At 59.9% G+C, this 15,805-nt stretch carries 14 protein-coding genes; 7 read left to right on the forward strand and 7 right to left on the reverse strand.

Going from position 1 to position 15,805, the window contains the following annotated elements; translation table 11 throughout:
* The 4 genes from A3714_RS04815 (at window position 1) to uca (ending at window position 5,851) form a co-directional block, all read left to right on the forward strand.
* Window positions 1-792, forward strand: a complete 792-nt coding sequence (locus tag A3714_RS04815) for an ABC transporter ATP-binding protein (protein WP_063508463.1) — start codon at window positions 1-3, stop codon at window positions 790-792.
* 16 nt (window positions 793-808) lie between these two features.
* Complete coding sequence (locus A3714_RS04820; protein ID WP_063508464.1) at window positions 809-1,525, forward strand: urea amidolyase associated protein UAAP1; 717 nt, start codon at window positions 809-811, stop codon at window positions 1,523-1,525.
* Window positions 1,526-1,535: 10 nt separating this feature from the next.
* Window positions 1,536-2,177 carry an urea amidolyase associated protein UAAP2 gene (locus tag A3714_RS04825; RefSeq protein ID WP_063508465.1) on the forward strand — a complete coding sequence of 214 codons (642 nt, stop codon included), beginning with the start codon at window positions 1,536-1,538 and terminating at the stop codon, window positions 2,175-2,177.
* An 86-nt stretch (window positions 2,178-2,263) separates the two neighbouring features.
* Window positions 2,264-5,851, forward strand: a complete 3,588-nt coding sequence (gene uca, locus A3714_RS04830) for an urea carboxylase (RefSeq protein ID WP_063508466.1) — start codon at window positions 2,264-2,266, stop codon at window positions 5,849-5,851.
* A gap of 18 nt (window positions 5,852-5,869) precedes the next feature.
* Here the strand turns inward: uca and A3714_RS04835 are convergent, their stop codons facing one another.
* The 4 genes from A3714_RS04835 to A3714_RS04850 form a co-directional block, all read right to left on the reverse strand.
* Window positions 5,870-6,727 (reverse strand): alpha/beta fold hydrolase, encoded by an 858-nt coding sequence (locus tag A3714_RS04835; protein ID WP_063508467.1) that lies wholly within the window; start codon window positions 6,725-6,727, stop codon window positions 5,870-5,872.
* Window positions 6,714-6,905 carry a DUF1272 domain-containing protein gene (locus A3714_RS04840; RefSeq protein WP_063508468.1) on the reverse strand — a complete coding sequence of 64 codons (192 nt, stop codon included), beginning with the start codon at window positions 6,903-6,905 and terminating at the stop codon, window positions 6,714-6,716. Before A3714_RS04840 ends, A3714_RS04835 begins: the two co-directional genes overlap by 14 nt.
* A gap of 69 nt (window positions 6,906-6,974) precedes the next feature.
* Entirely contained in the window at window positions 6,975-7,154 is a 180-nt protein-coding gene (locus A3714_RS04845) for a hypothetical protein (RefSeq protein WP_063508469.1), read from the reverse strand.
* A gap of 132 nt (window positions 7,155-7,286) precedes the next feature.
* Window positions 7,287-7,673 carry a hypothetical protein gene (locus tag A3714_RS04850; RefSeq protein ID WP_063508470.1) on the reverse strand — a complete coding sequence of 129 codons (387 nt, stop codon included), beginning with the start codon at window positions 7,671-7,673 and terminating at the stop codon, window positions 7,287-7,289.
* A gap of 143 nt (window positions 7,674-7,816) precedes the next feature.
* Between A3714_RS04850 and A3714_RS04855 the strand changes: the two genes are divergently transcribed.
* The 3 genes from A3714_RS04855 (at window position 7,817) to A3714_RS04865 (ending at window position 12,417) form a co-directional block, all read left to right on the forward strand.
* Window positions 7,817-8,602 (forward strand): helix-turn-helix domain-containing protein, encoded by a 786-nt coding sequence (locus A3714_RS04855; protein WP_063508471.1) that lies wholly within the window; start codon window positions 7,817-7,819, stop codon window positions 8,600-8,602.
* Window positions 8,603-8,666: 64 nt separating this feature from the next.
* A complete protein-coding gene (rapA, locus tag A3714_RS04860; protein ID WP_063508472.1) occupies window positions 8,667-11,573 on the forward strand; it encodes an RNA polymerase-associated protein RapA in 2,907 nt (968 codons plus the stop codon).
* 184 nt (window positions 11,574-11,757) lie between these two features.
* Entirely contained in the window at window positions 11,758-12,417 is a 660-nt protein-coding gene (locus A3714_RS04865) for an alpha/beta hydrolase (RefSeq protein WP_063508473.1), read from the forward strand.
* 260 nt (window positions 12,418-12,677) lie between these two features.
* On the opposite strand, the gene A3714_RS04870 is transcribed toward A3714_RS04865, so the two are convergent.
* Genes A3714_RS04870 through ctaD form a run of 3 tightly spaced genes read right to left on the reverse strand, consistent with a single transcriptional unit; the run spans window position 12,678 to window position 15,798 of the window.
* Window positions 12,678-13,556: a cytochrome c oxidase subunit 3 gene (locus A3714_RS04870; protein ID WP_062817424.1), complete on the reverse strand. Its 879-nt coding sequence runs from the start codon at window positions 13,554-13,556 to the stop codon at window positions 12,678-12,680.
* Between the two features lie 29 nt (window positions 13,557-13,585).
* Window positions 13,586-14,161, reverse strand: a complete 576-nt coding sequence (locus A3714_RS04875; RefSeq protein ID WP_062817425.1) for a cytochrome c oxidase assembly protein — start codon at window positions 14,159-14,161, stop codon at window positions 13,586-13,588.
* Window positions 14,162-14,190: 29 nt separating this feature from the next.
* A complete protein-coding gene (gene ctaD, locus A3714_RS04880) occupies window positions 14,191-15,798 on the reverse strand; it encodes a cytochrome c oxidase subunit I (protein ID WP_062817426.1) in 1,608 nt (535 codons plus the stop codon).
* Window positions 15,799-15,805: the final 7 nt, after the last annotated feature.

Genomic DNA, 15,805 nt, shown 5'->3' on the forward strand with positions numbered 1-15,805 from the left:
ATGGCCATTATCGAAATGAAAAACCTGTGGAAGGAGTATGGCGATCAGGTGGTGCTGGAACGGCTCAATGCCACTGTGCGGGAAGGCGAATTCGTCACCGTTGTCGGCGCCTCCGGGTGCGGCAAGACCACCTTCCTGAAAATGCTGCTGGGCACCGAGTCGCCCAGCCGCGGTGAGCTGTTGCTGGATGGAAAGCCCCTGCCCAGCGAGCCGGATGAAAGCCGCGGCATCGTGTTTCAGCGCTACTCGGTGCTCAACCACCTGACCGCACTGGAAAACGTGATGCTGGGTGGCGAACTGCAAGCCAGCCGCTGGCTGGGCATCAGCATGGGCAAGAAACGCAAACAGCTCCGCCAGGCCGCACTGCAAATGCTGGAATCCGTGGGGCTGGATCACGCTGCCGATAAGTATCCCCATGAATTGTCCGGCGGCATGCAGCAACGCCTGGCGCTGGCCCAGGCACTGATCAAACGTCCCCGTATCCTTCTACTGGATGAACCCTTCGGTGCCCTGGATCCGGGTATTCGGGCGGACATGCACAAACTGGTGCTGAGCCTGTGGAAAGAGCAGAACCTGACCGTATTCATGATCACCCACGATATCACCGAGGGGTTCTACCTTGGCACTCGCCTGTGGGTGTTTGACAAGCCCCGGCTGGACCCGCAGGCACCGAATGCCTATGGCGCCAAGGTTACCTATGACCTGCCGGTAGGGGACTGCGCCAGCGGCACCCTGAGCAATATCAACCAGAACGTGGGCGAGACCAGCCGCGCTCTTAACAACATCCTGTGACAACTAGGACTTGGCCATGAACGAAAGCCTTTACACCACCCTCCTGCCTGGCAGCGCCCACTGGTCGCTGCGGGTACGACGCGGCATGCAGCTGCGCTTTACCGACCAGGAAGGCGGCGCCAACCTGTCGGTGCTGATGTACAACCCGGAAATGCTGCTGGAACGCTATAACGCCCCGGACAGTCTCAAGGGCCAGCACACCTTCAAGCTGAGCAAAGGCAACTGCCTGTACTCGGACATGGGCCGGGTGTTCGCCTCTATCGTGGAAGACGATTTTGGTTGGCATGACACCGTATGCGGCACCCTCAGCGAGAAAACCCTGAAGGAAAAATATTCGGTGCGTTCCTACCAGGATTGCCACAACCAGTGGACGCTGAGCGGCGAGCACAGCTTTCTTACCGAGCTGGCCAAATACGGCCTCACCGAACGGGACATGGCCGCCAACCTGAACCTGTTCTCCAGAGTGACCACCGATGACGACGGCAACCTGGTGTTCGATGCATCTGCGGCAACGCCCGGCGCCAGCATCACTCTTCGCTTTGAGATGGACACCCTGGTGATTCTCCACACCTGTCCACATCCGCTGAATCCGTCAGAGGAATACCCGATGAAACCGGTACAGATTGAGATGCGGAAAGCCGATCCGGTTGCTGACGATGACTATTGCAAGAACTTCCGTCCGGAAAACGGTCGCGCCTTTGAAAACAACCGCCTCTATCATCTGGGTTTATAAGGATCTGACCATGATCAAGGAAAGCACACGACAACCGGAACAGGCCTGCTTCCGTGAAGTGGTGGCTGCCGGTGATTATTTTATCCGCACCATCAAGAAGGATCAGACCGTGCGTCTGCTGGACCTGGAAGGTAACCAGGCCGCCGACACCCTGTTCTACAGCGCCGAGGATCCCGCCGAGCGGTACAGCGCCATGGACACCATCCGTGAACAGGGCAATGTGTACCTCACCGCCGGCACTACACTAATGAGCAACCGCATGAATCCGCTGTTGGAGATTGTCGCCGACACCTGCGGTCGTCATGACACCCTGGGCGGAGCCTGTGCCACGGAAAGCAACACTGTCCGTTACGACCTGGAAAAGCGCTGCATGCATGCCTGTCGCGACAGCTGGATGCTGGCCGTGAACGAACACCCGGAATTCCATCTGGCCAAGCAGGACATCACCCACAACATCAATTTCTTCATGAATGTGCCGGTGACTGCCGACGGAGGACTCACCTTTGAAGACGGCATTTCTGCACCGGGCAAGTATGTGGAACTGACCGCCCGTATGGATACGGTGATCCTGATTTCCAACTGCCCGCAGCTGAACAACCCCTGCAACGGCTATAACCCGACACCCATTGAAGTCCTGATCTGGAACGACTGAGTACCGATCAATTTCCCCGGGGACGACCTCGGCGGCCAAGGTGTGAATCGACGGGACGACCCGTCGCCTGTCGAAGAGACAATGCCATGTTCAACAAGGTTCTGATTGCCAACCGCGGCGCCATCGCCACCCGTGTCACCCGCACTCTCAAGACCCTCGGCGTGAAAGCCGTTGCCGTCTTTGCCGAAGCGGATCGGGATTCCCTGCATGTGAGCCAGGCCGATGAGGCTTACTGTCTTGGCGAGGGAAGCGCCCGCGAGACCTACCTGAACCAGGACAAACTGTTTGCGCTGATGGAACAGCACGGCGTGGATGCCGTCCACCCCGGCTATGGTTTCCTCAGTGAAAACCCGGATTTTGTGAAAGGTTGTGAGGCCCGTGGCATTGCCTTTATCGGCCCCACGCCGGAGCAGATGGATACCTTTGGCCTCAAGCACACCGCCCGGACACTGGCACAAAAAACCGGTGTGCCCCTGCTGCCCGGCACCGATCTGCTTACCGACAAGAATGCGGCCCTGAAAGCGGCTGAAGAGATTGGCTATCCGGTGATGTTGAAAAGCACCGCCGGCGGTGGCGGTATCGGTATGCAGATCTGCGAAAACGCCGACAGTCTCGACAAGGCCTGGGATAGCGTGCGCCGTCTCAGTGCCAACAACTTTTCCAATGACGGCGTCTTTATCGAAAAATACATCGCCCGCGCCCGCCATATCGAAGTGCAAGTGTTCGGCGATGGCAAGGGCCGGGCCATCACCCTGGGCGAGCGCGACTGCTCCGCCCAGCGCCGCCATCAGAAAGTGCTGGAAGAAACCCCGGCACCGAACCTCCCCAACGAGGTCCGCATCCAACTGCAGGGCACCGCCCGGGCCCTGATGGAAGCGGTGCAGTACCGCAATGCCGGCACCGTGGAATTCATTCTCGACCAGGATTCCAACGCGTTTTATTTTCTGGAAGTAAACACCCGCCTGCAGGTGGAACACGGTGTCACCGAACAGGTCTTCGGCGTGGATCTGGTGGAATGGATGGTCAAGCTGGCCGCCGGTGATCTGCCACCACTGGATTCCCTCGGCCCCTTTCATCCTGACGGCCACTCGATTCAGGCACGGGTGTATGCGGAAGATCCCAACAAGGATTTCCAGCCCAGCGCCGGCCTGCTCACTGCCGTGGAGTTTACGCAGGCGGATGGCAATGCACTGCGTATCGATCACTGGGTGGAAGCCGGCCTCACCATCTCTCCCCTGTTCGATCCCATGCTGGCCAAGGTGATCATCCACGAAGGGGATCGTGACAGCGCCCTGGCCGCACTCAGCGACACGCTGGACAGCATCACCCTGGAAGGCATCGAAACCAACCGGGACTATGTCCGCGCCATCCTCGCCGACCCGGTGTTCGCAGAAGGCCGCATGACCACCCGCTACCTGAATGCTTTCAGCTACGCCCCCTTTACCCTGGATGTACTGGCCGGCGGCACCATGACCACGGTGCAGGACTACCCGGGTCGCAGCGGCTACTGGCCGGTGGGCGTGCCGCCGTCCGGCCCCTTCGACAGCTTCAGCTTCCGTCTCGGTAATCGTCTGCTGGGCAATGATGAAGATGCCGCCGGACTGGAATTCACCCTTAACGGCCCGACCCTGAAATTCAATCAGGCCACCCGTATTGCCCTCACCGGTGCGGACATGCAGGCCACCCTGGATGGCATGTCGCTGAAAACTTACCAGGCCATTACCGTAAAACCTGGCCAGGTACTGAAACTGGGCAAGGTCAGCGGCGAAGGCGCCCGGGCCTATCTGTCCATCGCCGGTGGCATCCAGTGCACTCCGTACCTGGACTCACGCAGCACCTTTACCCTGGGCCAGTTTGGCGGCCACGGCGGTCGTGCACTGCGCACCGGCGATGTGCTGCACTTTTCTGAAGATAGCGGCGCCGCCAGCAAGGTGACGATCCCGGAAAGTCTCAAACCCAGGCTGGGCAAACAGTGGACCCTGCGGGTGATCTACGGCCCCCATGGCGCGCCGGATTTTTTCACCGACGACGACATGGCCATGTTCTTCGCCACCGACTGGCAGGTGCACTACAACTCCAGCCGTACCGGTATTCGTCTGGTGGGCCCAAAACCCGAATGGGCCCGCAGTGACGGTGGTGAAGCAGGCATGCACCCGTCCAATATTCATGACAACGCCTACGCCGTGGGTACGGTGGATTTCACCGGTGACATGCCGGTGATCCTGGGCCCGGACGGACCGTCACTGGGGGGCTTTGTCTGCCCCGCCACGGTGGTCATGGCCGACCGCTGGAAGCTGGGTCAGCTGAAGGCCGGCGACACCCTGCGCTTCCAGGCCATCAGCCTGGCGGATGCGGACGCCCTGGCGGCTGAACAGGACGCCTGTCTGTCTTCACTCAGTGAGCCGAACAAACAGGTAGAAAGTGCGCCCATCACCACGCCGATTCTCGATACATTGTCAGAACAGGAAGTGGGCGTGGATGTGGTCTACCGCGCCGCCGGTGATCGCTACCTGCTGGTGGAATACGGCCCGCTGGTGCTGGACTTGCGTTTGCGCTTCCGGGCTGACGCGTTGATGTTGTGGCTGGAAGAACAGAACCTCGACGGCGTGATTGAGCTGACCCCGGGCATCCGTTCCCTGCAGGTGCATTTCGATCCGCAACGCTTGCCCCGTCACACCCTGCTGAAAACACTGGTCGAAGCCGAACGGGCCCTGCAACAACAGGATGATCTGGAGGTGCCCTCCCGGATCGTGCATATCCCGCTGAGCTGGGATGACCAGGCCTGCCACCAGGCCATCGAGAAATACATGCAGTCAGTGCGCAAGGATGCCCCCTGGTGCCCCTCCAACCTGGAATTCATTCGCCGCATCAACGGCCTGGACAGCATCGATGAGGTAAAAGAGATCCTTTTCAGCGCCAGCTATGTGGTCATGGGGCTGGGCGATGTGTATCTGGGTGCGCCGGTGGCCACGCCCTACGATCCGCGTCACCGTCTTGTCACCACCAAGTACAATCCGGCCCGCACCTGGACCGCGGAAAACTCCGTGGGCATTGGCGGCGCCTACCTGTGCGTGTACGGCATGGAAGGTCCCGGGGGGTACCAGTTCGTGGGCCGCACCCTGCAGATGTGGAACCGTTACCGAAAAACCGGAGCCTTCGACAAACCCTGGCTGCTGCGCTTCTTCGACCAGATTCGCTTCTATGAAGTCAGCCACGAAGAACTCAACCAGATCCGCCGGGATTTCCCCAAAGGGGACTATCCCATCAAAGTGGAAGAAACCACCTTCAAGTTGAGCGAGTATCAGCGTTTTCTGGATGACAACCAGCAGGACATTACCCAATTCACCGAAGCACGTAACCGGGCCTTTGATGAAGAACTGCAACGCTGGGTGGAGAGCGGCCAGATCCACTTCCAGTCCGCACAGGATCTGGATGCAGACAACGTCACCGAAGAGGTGGCCGGCACCCCGGTGGAGTCCCCGGTGGCCGGCAACATCTGGAAACTGAACGTGAGCGAAGGGGACACCGTGAACGAAGGCGACGTGGTAGCCGTACTGGAATCCATGAAAATGGAAATCGAAATCTACGCCCCGGCAACCGGCAAGGTAGTCGCCCTCTCGCGACAGGAAGGTCAGCAGATCAATGCGGGGCAGGCCATCATGGTGCTGGATTGAAGCCTGTGACGGGTGCTGTCACTGAGACAGCACCCGTTCCAGCCAGCCCTGGATCGTTTCAGAGACCGTCGCAGGCGTGCGCGCCCAACGAAAATGGTCCGCCTTGTCGCCCAGCACCTGGGCATTTAACACCCGATGCTCTACTTCGGCCTGTATGAACTTGTCACTGACCGCATGCACCGCACCCCGGGGCGCGAACACATCGTCCTGCATACGCAGGCAGAGCACCGGACCGGTATAGGCGGCGATGCCGCTGTCCAGGTCCTGGCTCAGACCACTGGCCTGATAGCGGTTGGTTTTTGCCACGGCCAGCCAGTCCGTCATCAGCGTCCGGGCCTCACGGTCCCCAAAACCCAACTGCTTTCCGGGGTAATAGCCGAGCAACGCACAGGCCGGCGGAATCAGTCTGCAGAGCCATTTTAACTTCCGTGCAGTGTCACCGTTGAAGCCTCCCAGCCAGGGACTGCCGCAGGCAGCCAGAATCACCCCATTCACCTGTTGGGGATAGAGCCCCGCCGCCATGGCGGCATAGTGCCCGCCCAGGGAATGACCCATCAGATAAACCGGTTGATGCGGCGCCGTGGCCGTCAGCCATTCCAGGGCGGCGGGGATTTCATTGATCAGGGTCTCTCGAAACCCCCAGTCACAACGGCGCGATGCACGCCATGGACTGTCGCCGTGGCCGCGCTGTTCCAGCAGAGCCACATTAATGCCCTTGTCCTGCATCGCCAAAGCCAGGGGCTGATAGAACCGTGCCCCCATCCCCAACGCCGGCATCACCACCACCGTGGCAGCAGCAGCCTCGGCGGCAAACCACTGCAAGGGAAGCCTATAACCGGCACCGGCAGGCAGGGAGACGGATTCAGCCGCTCTCATTGCTGGCCTCCTGACGGCGGGGGCGACGCACCAGCTCCCCCTGACAATTGGGGCAACGGCTGGCATGGACGGTGCAACAGTCCACGCAGTAGGTGCATTCGTAGGAGCAGATATAGGCTTCTGCCTGGGCCGACAAGAGACGCTGGCAGGTCTCGCACTGTGTTTTCATCTTCAGCATGAAATGTCCTTGCAGGCTGTCGAAGTGCCCGTTGCATGTTCAGCGTGAAACGGGCTCTTCAACACGCAGCTAGTGGGCCTTCACTTTCTGTTTGCCGCAGCGCTCGCAGCGATACACCGTCACCAGCTTTCCCTGCTTCACATCGAACTGCTTGTCCTTGCACACCACCCATTTATGAAAGCCATGCTGACACATGCCTTTGCGCGGGGTTTTCTTTTCCGGTTTCTTGAACGGCAGAATATCGCCCATGACCACAGCACATCTTGATAACGATCCACCGAGGATAGCGTAATTTCCTGTTCAACGCGTCAGCAGCCCATGGCGAGAGATGTCATTTCCTTGATAGAGAAACCGGAGCCCCTGCCAGGCCCCGGCACTCGCTCAGGCCAGTTGTTGACGTTGCAGGCCCCGCCGCTGGCATAGCGCACAAAACGCCACCAGTAACGCCACATCCAGCAGCAGGATCTGGCCCCAAAAGGACAGCCAGGGAGCGGCCACGATCATGGCCACCGGGGTGGCCACCACCCAGGCAGCATCCGCTGTAGTGATCATTTTGGCCAGGAGCCGAGAAATCGGCTTGCGGGTAGCCACCCAGGCCACATCAGCGGCAAACAGCAGCAGCCCGGCGCCAAGTACCATCAGGATCAGCGGATTGAACTCACCCATCAGCGCCGCCACGGCACTGGGGTAAAACAGCAGAATCACTCCCAAAATGGTAGAACACAGGGCATTGAACAGCAGAGCAGATTTAAGAGACGTCCAGGGCATGATGCACCTCCGATTTGATTAAGTGGTACATTCAGATTTCCCTGATCAGGGAAGAGGAACAATTACCTCAGAGGTAATGGTGAAGCCTGCCACGCTCTTTCATGCTTACCCGGCACTCGGACAACCCCGCTCCAGGAGAGCCCATGCAGACCGGACAGATACTCGCTGAACTGCGCAAGACACGGCGCCTGAGCCAACTGGATCTGGCTCTGCGTGCGGACGTTTCCAGTCGACATCTGAGTTTTATCGAGACCGGCCGTAGCCAGGCCAGCTCGCAGATGCTCAAACGTCTGGCCATGGAGCTGGAGTTGAGCTGCCGGGACACCAATCGGCTGCTGCTGTCCGCCGGTTATGCCCCGGCCTTCAGTGAAACCGATCTGGACAGCGAGTCCATGGCACCGGTGCGCCAGGCGCTGGAGGTCATGCTGGTCAATCACAATCCTTTCCCTGCCGTGGTGCTGGATGCCCAGTGGAATGTGTTGATGGCCAATCAGGCACAGCAACAGCTGATGGCCATGATGATGCAGGAGCGTGGCCCCTTCCCGCAGACCACCAATGTGGTGGAGCTAGTGTTTGACCCCCAGGGTTACCGGCCTTTCCTGGCCAACTGGGAGGAAGTGGCAAGCGTTCTGTTACGGCGCCTGCATCGGGACCAGCAAGCCCGTCCGACCCCGGCGCTGACCCGCCTGCTGGAACGCCTCGGAGCACTGGCGGATGTGGAGACCCTGCTCCACCGGGACCCGCCGAGCGACCGCAACGAGCCCATGCTGGCTCTGGATATCCACCTGGCCGGGCAACGCCTGCGCAGTTTCTCCACCCTGGCCAGTTTCGGCACCGCTCTGGATGTGGTGATGGAAGAGCTGTGTATCGAGCACTTTTTCCCCGCCGATGACGCCACCCGCCGCTGGTTTCGCAAGCAGATTCAATAACCCCATCGAAGGGGCAGGCGCAAACCCGTATAATTCGCCCCCCGAGAATCAACCGGCAGTGATAATGACTGATTTTACCCCCGGCCAGCGCTGGCTGAGCGAATCCGAAACCGAACTGGGCCTCGGCATCATCAAGGAATTGGATTACCGACTGGTCACCGTGGGCTACCCGGCGGTAGAAGAGGAGCGTACCTACGCCATCAACAACGCGCCCCTGTCGCGGGTCATCTTCAGCACCGGCGATACCATCCGCACCGCCGACGAGCTGGAGCTGGTGGTGACCGAGGTCAACGAACTCAACGGCCTCAAGGTCTACATGGCTCACCCACTGGGCCAGCCAGAAGACGTGCAGCCGGTGCCGGAAACCCATCTGGGCCACAAACTGCGCCTGACTACCGCCCTGGATCGTCTGCTGTCCAACCAGTTGTCCTCCAATCGCTGGTTCGAACTGCGGGTGGATGCGCTGAACGCTCACTGCCAGCAACAGCAGTCCACCATCAAGGGATTACGTGGCCCGCGCATCGACCTGATCGGCCACCAGCTCTACATTGCCGACCAGGTGGCCAACCGCTTCGCTCCCCGGGTACTGCTCGCCGATGAAGTGGGCCTGGGCAAGACCATCGAAGCCGGTCTGATTCTCCATCAGCAATTGCTCAGCGGCCGTGCCAAGCGGGTACTGGTGGTGGTGCCTTCACCGCTGGTGCACCAGTGGTTTGTGGAAATGGTGCGTCGTTTCAATCTGCACTTTTCCATTTTCGATGCGGAGCGGCTTAACGCGCTGCAGCCGCAAACCAGCATCAAGGATATGCTGGCGCAGATTATCGAAGAGGAAAAAGCCGCCGCAGAAAACGACGGGGGAGATGACACCGACGAGGCCGCAGAGCAGACCTGGGACAACCCCTTTCTCAGTGAACAGCTGATCCTGTGCAGCACTGATTTTCTCGCCGAGTGCGATATCGACCAGCTGGCGGCTGCCGACTGGGATCTGCTGGTGGTGGACGAAGCCCACCACCTGGAATGGGCGTCAGACGCCCCCAGCGACGATTACCAGCGGGTAGAGACCATTGCCCGCCAGGCCCGTGGCCTGCTACTGCTCACCGCCACCCCGGAACAACTCGGCCTGGAAAGCCACTATGCGCGGCTGCGCCTGCTGGACCCGGATCGCTACCCCAGCCTGGAGGCCTTCCGCGAGGAACAGACCCACTACCAGGAAATCGCCAGCCTGGCCGGCAAGCTCCATGACGAGGACAGCTGGTCCGCTGACCTGAAGGCCGAGGCAGCCCGCCTGCTGCCGGACATGACCATCAGTGAAGACCAGCGTGAGGCAATTCTGGCCGAACTGCTGGACCGCTCGGGCCCCGGCCGGGTCATGTTCCGCAACACCCGTCATAACATTGCCGGCTTCCCGACCCGCCACGTGCACGGCATTCCGTTACCGCTGCCGGAGGAATACCAGTACGACAGCGACGAGGAACGGGAAGGCCATCTGCACCCGGAAACCCTGTTCCACGACGACCGCTGGTGCACCCTGGACCCTCGGGTCAGTTGGCTGGAAAAGTTCTTCAAGGAACACCGCAAAGACAAGGTGCTGGTGATCTGTGCCAACCGCCATACCGCCACCGATCTGCATGCCCACTGCAACTACAAGCTGGGCATGAACGTGGCCATGTTCCATGAGGACATGGACCTGATCGAGCGGGACCGGGCTGCCGCCTTCTTCGCCGATGATGTGGATGGCGCCCAGGCGCTGATCTGTTCCGAGATCGGCTCCGAAGGCCGGAACTTCCAGTTTGCCCACCATCTGGTGCTGCTGGACCTGCCGCTGAATCCGGACCTGCTGGAACAGCGCATCGGCCGGCTGGACCGTATCGGCCAGACTGAAGACATCCAGATCCATGTGCCCTACTTTGAGGCCCACGCCCAGGAAGTGCTGTTCCGCTGGTACCACGAAGGCATGAATGCCTTCGAGCACACCAACCCGGCCGGCCACGACATCTACCTGCGTAGCCGCGATGCCCTGGAACCGCTGCTGTGTGGCGACCCGGAATACACCGCCATTGATGCCCTGGTGTCGGAGACCCGCACCATTGCCGATGAACTGCATACCCTGATGGAAACCGGCCGCGACCGGTTGCTGGAGCTGAGTTCCTTCGACAACGATCGGGCCGAACAACTGAAACAGGCCCTCGCCGACTCCGATAACGACAGCCCCCTGCCCTTCATGCAGCGGGTCTTCGATCGCTACGGTGTGGATCAGGAAGACCATTCCGACACCGCCGTGATCCTCAAACCCGGCCCGCATATGCGCGATGCCTTCCCGTGGCTGCCGGAGGAAGGCGTAACCATGACCGACAACCGGGCCACCGCCCTGGCCCGGGATGACATGCAGTTCCTTACCTGGGAGCATCCCATGGTCACCGGCAGCCTGGACATGCTGCTTACCGAACACCGTGGCAAGGCTGCCGTGAGTCTGCTCAAAAACCCAAAGATCAATGCTGGCACCCTGCTGATCGAGGCCATCTACACCATCGATGCGGTGGCCCCCAAATACCTGCAGGCGGACCGCTTCCTGCCCACCACGGTGATTCGCCACTTGCTGGATGCCAACGGCAAGAACATCAGCCAGGCGATCAGCCACGAGGGCCTGAGCCAGCAATGTCACAAGATGGACAAGCCACTGAGTCGCAAGATTGTCGGCAGCCAGAAACCGCTGCTGGACAAACTGCTCAAGGCCGATGAAGCCCGCGCCGCCGAAGAGGCCCGCAGCACCATCGACGATGCCCTGGAAAAAATGCGCCTGGAACAGGCCCATGAACTGGCCCGCCTGAAAGCCCTGCAGGCCAAGAACCCGGCGGTGCGCGATGAGGAGATCCAGGCGCTGGAAGCACAAACTGAGGCGCTGGAAAAGGTACTCGGCGAAGCCCGCTGTCAGCTGGAAGCCGTGCGCGTAATTGTGGCCGGCGGGGTTTAAGCACTGGCTGTTGCGCTGCCCCGGCGACACCCACGTTACCAAGTGCCTATTGTAGGAGCTATGCTTGCATGGCGAACCGGCTAGCGGACCGACCTGCGGTCGGGTTCGCCATGCAAGCATAGCTCCTACAATGCCACTCATTCGCCGGGCGGGAAATTCCCCTCCGACCAGACAAGGACAAAGCATGAGCGAACTGTTGAAGTGTGTGGAAATCGAGCCGGCCGGCGACGCCACGGCTACCGTGATCTGGCTGCATGGCCTTGGGGCCAGTGGCCACGATTTCGAGCCCATCGTGCCGGAGTTGCAGTTGCCCGCTGGATTGCCGGTACGCTTTGTCTTTCCCCATGCGCCGGACATTCCCGTCACCGTTAACGGCGGCATGGTAATGCCCGCCTGGTACGACATTCTCGCCATGGATATCGACCGCAAGGTGGACGAGGCCGGCGTGTTGGCGTCCGCCGATGCCGTAGACGCTCTGATCGAACGGGAAATCCAGCGCGGCATTCCCGCCCATCGGATCGTCATCGCCGGTTTCTCCCAGGGCGGTGCCGTTGCCTACCAGGCTGCACTGCGCTACCCGCAGAAGCTGGCCGGGCTGCTGACCCTGTCCACCTATATGGCCATGCCGGTCACACCGTCTGCTGCCAATGCGTCCCTGCCCGTCATGATCTGCCACGGCAGCCAGGACCCGATGGTCCCGGAAGTGCTGGGTCGTCGCGCCGCAGACACCTTGACCACTATGGGCTTCGCGCCGGAATACCTGACCTACCCCATGGAGCACATGGTCTGCCTGGAACAGATCCGCGATATCGGGCAGTGGCTGAGCCGCGTACTCTCAGACTGATCTTCACTTTCTGTTGGAGCCTTGCTTGCAAGGCGAGTCCTGGCTGGCTTTGTGAAAAAGGATAGCCTTTCGCCTTGCAAGCAAGGCTCCAACGCGGTCATCTCTACTCTCTTTCCAACGCCATTCACAATGGCGCCTCGATAACAGCCCTTTGCCGGGGCGTTGCTCACACCATTCAGATCGAAACAAAAAAAGCCGCGCTCCTCTCGGAGCGCGGCTTTTTTGGTGTTGCCTGCAGCGTGAAGCGTGCTGCCGCCTGCTTACAACCAGTAAACGGTCACGAACAGGAACAGCCAGACCACGTCCACAAAGTGCCAGTACCAGGCACCCGCTTCCCAGGCAAAGCAGTTATCCGGGCTGAAGTGACCCTTGATCACACGGATCAGAGTGATAAACAGGAAGATGGTCCCGATGGTCACGTGGGCACCGTGGAAGCCGGTGAGCAGGAAGAACAGGCTGCCGTAGATGCCTGCATCCAGCGTCAGACCCATGTCATAGGCGTGCACATATTCCAGGCCCTGCAGACCCAGGAAGATGACACCCAGTACCACCGTAATGGCCTGGAAGATGATCAGCTTGCCACGCTGGTTTTCCAGCAGAGCGTGGTGGGCAATGGTCAGGGTAATGGAGCTAACCAGCAGGATGGCGGTGTTGATGGCCGGCAGACCCCAGGCCCCCATGGGCGTGGTGGTGGTACCGTCCGGGGTCACAGTCAGCGGCCACATGGCCTGGAAACCCGGCCACAGCAGTTCGTGGGTCATGGCGTTGGAGCCTTCACCGGACAGCCACGGAATGATCAACCAGCGGGTGTAGAACATGGCGCCAAAGAAGGCGGCAAAGAACATCACCTCGGAAAAGATGAACCACAGCATGCCCTGGCGATAGGACCCGCCCAGCTGGTTGCTGTGCAGACCGCCCACGGATTCCTTGATGGTGTCGCGCCACCAGGCGGCAATCACCAGCAGCAACCAGGCCAGACCAATGAAGAACAGCGGCTTGCCGAAGAAGTTCGGCTCCATGGTATCCATGGTGCTCTGCTGAATGAACTTGGCACCGCCAATGGCGGTCATGAACAGGCCGATGGACGCGGTCAGCGGCCACGGGCTGCTCTCGGGAACGTAATACTTTTCAGTAGCCATTCGAAAATCTCCTCTACAACCGGCTGTTATCAGTTCACAGCCACGCTGTTATTTTTACCGGCGACCCGCTCTGTCACATCGAAGATCGTATAGGACAGAGTGAATTGATTAATGTGACCGGGAATTTCCGGGTCCAGATAGAAAATCATCGGCATGTCCTTGCGCTCTCCAGCCGCCAGGGTCTGCTGATCAAAGCAGAAACACTGGGTCTTGTGCAGGTAGCGCGCAGCTTCCCCCGGTGACACGGAAGGGATGCTCTGGGTAATCATGTCCTTTGATGTCGGGTTGCTGGCGTAAAAATGCACCAGGGTGATTTCCCCCGGATGTACCTTGACCCGCTTGGTCTCGGAGGTGAATTCTCCTGTGAGACCATCGCCTTTCTGGGTAATGAATTCCACGGTCACGGTACGGTCAGCCACCACCTGTTCGGGAACATCGGTGGCTGCCGTACTGGATGTCTTGCCGTTGAGACCGGTGATGTCACAAATAACGTTATAGAACGGCACCATGAGAAAGGCGAAGCCGAACATGGCTACCGCCCAGATCAACAGCTTCTTCAGCGTACGCTGGTTGCGTTCTTCCACGCTGAGCTGTTTTTCACTCATGGTGCCCGCTCCTGTCCGTTATCCGGGACTTACTTGACCACCGGCGGGGTGTCGTAGGTGTGGAACGGCGCCGGAGACGGCACTTCCCATTCCAGACCCTCGGCCCCATCCCACGGCTTGGCCGGGGCTTTCTCGCCTTTCTTCATGGCGCACAGCACGGCGACCGCAAGGAACAGCAGCTGGGACAGACCGAACCAGAAGCCACCAATGGAAATCCAGAAGTTGTAGTCCGCAAACTGCAGCGCGTAGTCAGCGTAACGACGCGGCATGCCGGCCAGACCCACGAAGTGCATGGGGAAGAACAGCAGGTTGGCGGAAATCAGGGAGTTCCAGAAGTGCAGCTCACCCAGGGTCTTGTTGGGCATCACGCCGGACCACTTCGGCAGCCAGTAGTAGGCGGCGGCGAAGATGGAGAAGATGGCACCGGTCACCAGTACATAGTGGAAATGCGCCACCACGAAGTAGGTGTCATGGTACTGGAAGTCCACCGGAGTGATCGCCAGCATCAGGCCGGACAGACCGCCACAGGTAAACAGCACCACAAAGGCGATGGCCCACTTCATCGGCAGCTCGAAGCTCATGGAGCCGCGCCACATGGTAGCCACCCAGTTGAACACCTTCACACCGGTGGGAACGGAGATCAGCATGGTCATGTACATGAAGAACAGGGTGCCGGCCAGCGGCATGCCCACGGTGAACATATGGTGGGCCCAGACCACGAAGGACAGCAGCGCAATGGACGCGGTCGCATATACCATGGAGGCATAACCGAACAGCGGCTTGCGGGCAAAGGCCGGGATGATCGCTGACACGATACCGAAGCTCGGCAGGATCATGATGTACACCTCGGGGTGCCCGAAGAACCAGAAGATGTGCTGGAACAGGACCGGATCACCACCACCGGCGGCATCAAAGAAGCTGGTGCCGAAGTGACGGTCAGTCAGCATCATGGTGACCGCACCGGCCAGTACCGGGATAACCGCGATCAGCAGGAAGGCGGTGATCAGCCAGGTCCAGACGAACAGCGGCATCTTCATCAGGGTCATGCCGGGGGCACGCATGTTGAAGACGGTAACGACCACGTTGATGGCACCCATGATGGAAGAAATACCCATCATGTGGACGGACAGGATGAACAGGTCCGTGGAATCCGGGCCATATTTGGTGGACAGCGGAGCATAGAAAGTCCAACCGAAGTTCGGCGCACTGGGATTGCCATCACCGAAGGCACTCATGATCACGGAACCGATCAGGATCGCGAAGGCGAAAGGCAGAATCCAGAAGGACCAGTTATTCATCCGCGGCAGCGCCATATCCGGCGCACCAATCATCAAGGGAATCATCCAGTTGGCCAGGCCAACCGTGGCGGGCATTACCGCACCAAACACCATGACCAGGCCGTGTACGGTGGTCATCTGGTTGAAGAATTCCGGATCGACAAACTGCATGCCGGGCTCGAGGAGCTCGGCACGAATCACCATGGCCATGAAGCCGCCAGCGAGGAACATGGCGAAGCTGAACCACAGGTACAGAGTACCGATATCTTTGTGGTTGGTGCTGAACAGCCAACGTTTCAGGCCGGTCGGGGCGTGGTGATGATCGTGGTGATCATCATGGGTTGCAGCTGCAGTAGACATTGCTATC

This window comes from Alcanivorax sp. HI0007 (genome assembly GCF_001635525.1).
GTDB lineage: Bacteria > Pseudomonadota > Gammaproteobacteria > Pseudomonadales > Alcanivoracaceae > Alcanivorax.

What these genes read in the sequence shown, in the direction of transcription:
- A3714_RS04815 (WP_063508463.1), top strand. Translation starts at nt 1, where the DNA reads ATGGCCATTATCGAAATGAAAAACCTGTGGAAGGAGTATGGCGATCAG.
- A3714_RS04820 (WP_063508464.1), top strand. Translation starts at nt 809, where the DNA reads ATGAACGAAAGCCTTTACACCACCCTCCTGCCTGGCAGCGCCCACTGG.
- A3714_RS04825 (WP_063508465.1), top strand. Translation starts at nt 1,536, where the DNA reads ATGATCAAGGAAAGCACACGACAACCGGAACAGGCCTGCTTCCGTGAA.
- uca (WP_063508466.1), top strand. Translation starts at nt 2,264, where the DNA reads ATGTTCAACAAGGTTCTGATTGCCAACCGCGGCGCCATCGCCACCCGT.
- A3714_RS04835 (WP_063508467.1), bottom strand. Translation starts at nt 6,727, where the DNA reads ATGAGAGCGGCTGAATCCGTCTCCCTGCCTGCCGGTGCCGGTTATAGG.
- A3714_RS04840 (WP_063508468.1), bottom strand. Translation starts at nt 6,905, where the DNA reads ATGCTGAAGATGAAAACACAGTGCGAGACCTGCCAGCGTCTCTTGTCG.
- A3714_RS04845 (WP_063508469.1), bottom strand. Translation starts at nt 7,154, where the DNA reads ATGGGCGATATTCTGCCGTTCAAGAAACCGGAAAAGAAAACCCCGCGC.
- A3714_RS04850 (WP_063508470.1), bottom strand. Translation starts at nt 7,673, where the DNA reads ATGCCCTGGACGTCTCTTAAATCTGCTCTGCTGTTCAATGCCCTGTGT.
- A3714_RS04855 (WP_063508471.1), top strand. Translation starts at nt 7,817, where the DNA reads ATGCAGACCGGACAGATACTCGCTGAACTGCGCAAGACACGGCGCCTG.
- rapA (WP_063508472.1), top strand. Translation starts at nt 8,667, where the DNA reads ATGACTGATTTTACCCCCGGCCAGCGCTGGCTGAGCGAATCCGAAACC.
- A3714_RS04865 (WP_063508473.1), top strand. Translation starts at nt 11,758, where the DNA reads ATGAGCGAACTGTTGAAGTGTGTGGAAATCGAGCCGGCCGGCGACGCC.
- A3714_RS04870 (WP_062817424.1), bottom strand. Translation starts at nt 13,556, where the DNA reads ATGGCTACTGAAAAGTATTACGTTCCCGAGAGCAGCCCGTGGCCGCTG.
- A3714_RS04875 (WP_062817425.1), bottom strand. Translation starts at nt 14,161, where the DNA reads ATGAGTGAAAAACAGCTCAGCGTGGAAGAACGCAACCAGCGTACGCTG.
- ctaD (WP_062817426.1), bottom strand. Translation starts at nt 15,798, where the DNA reads ATGTCTACTGCAGCTGCAACCCATGATGATCACCACGATCATCACCAC.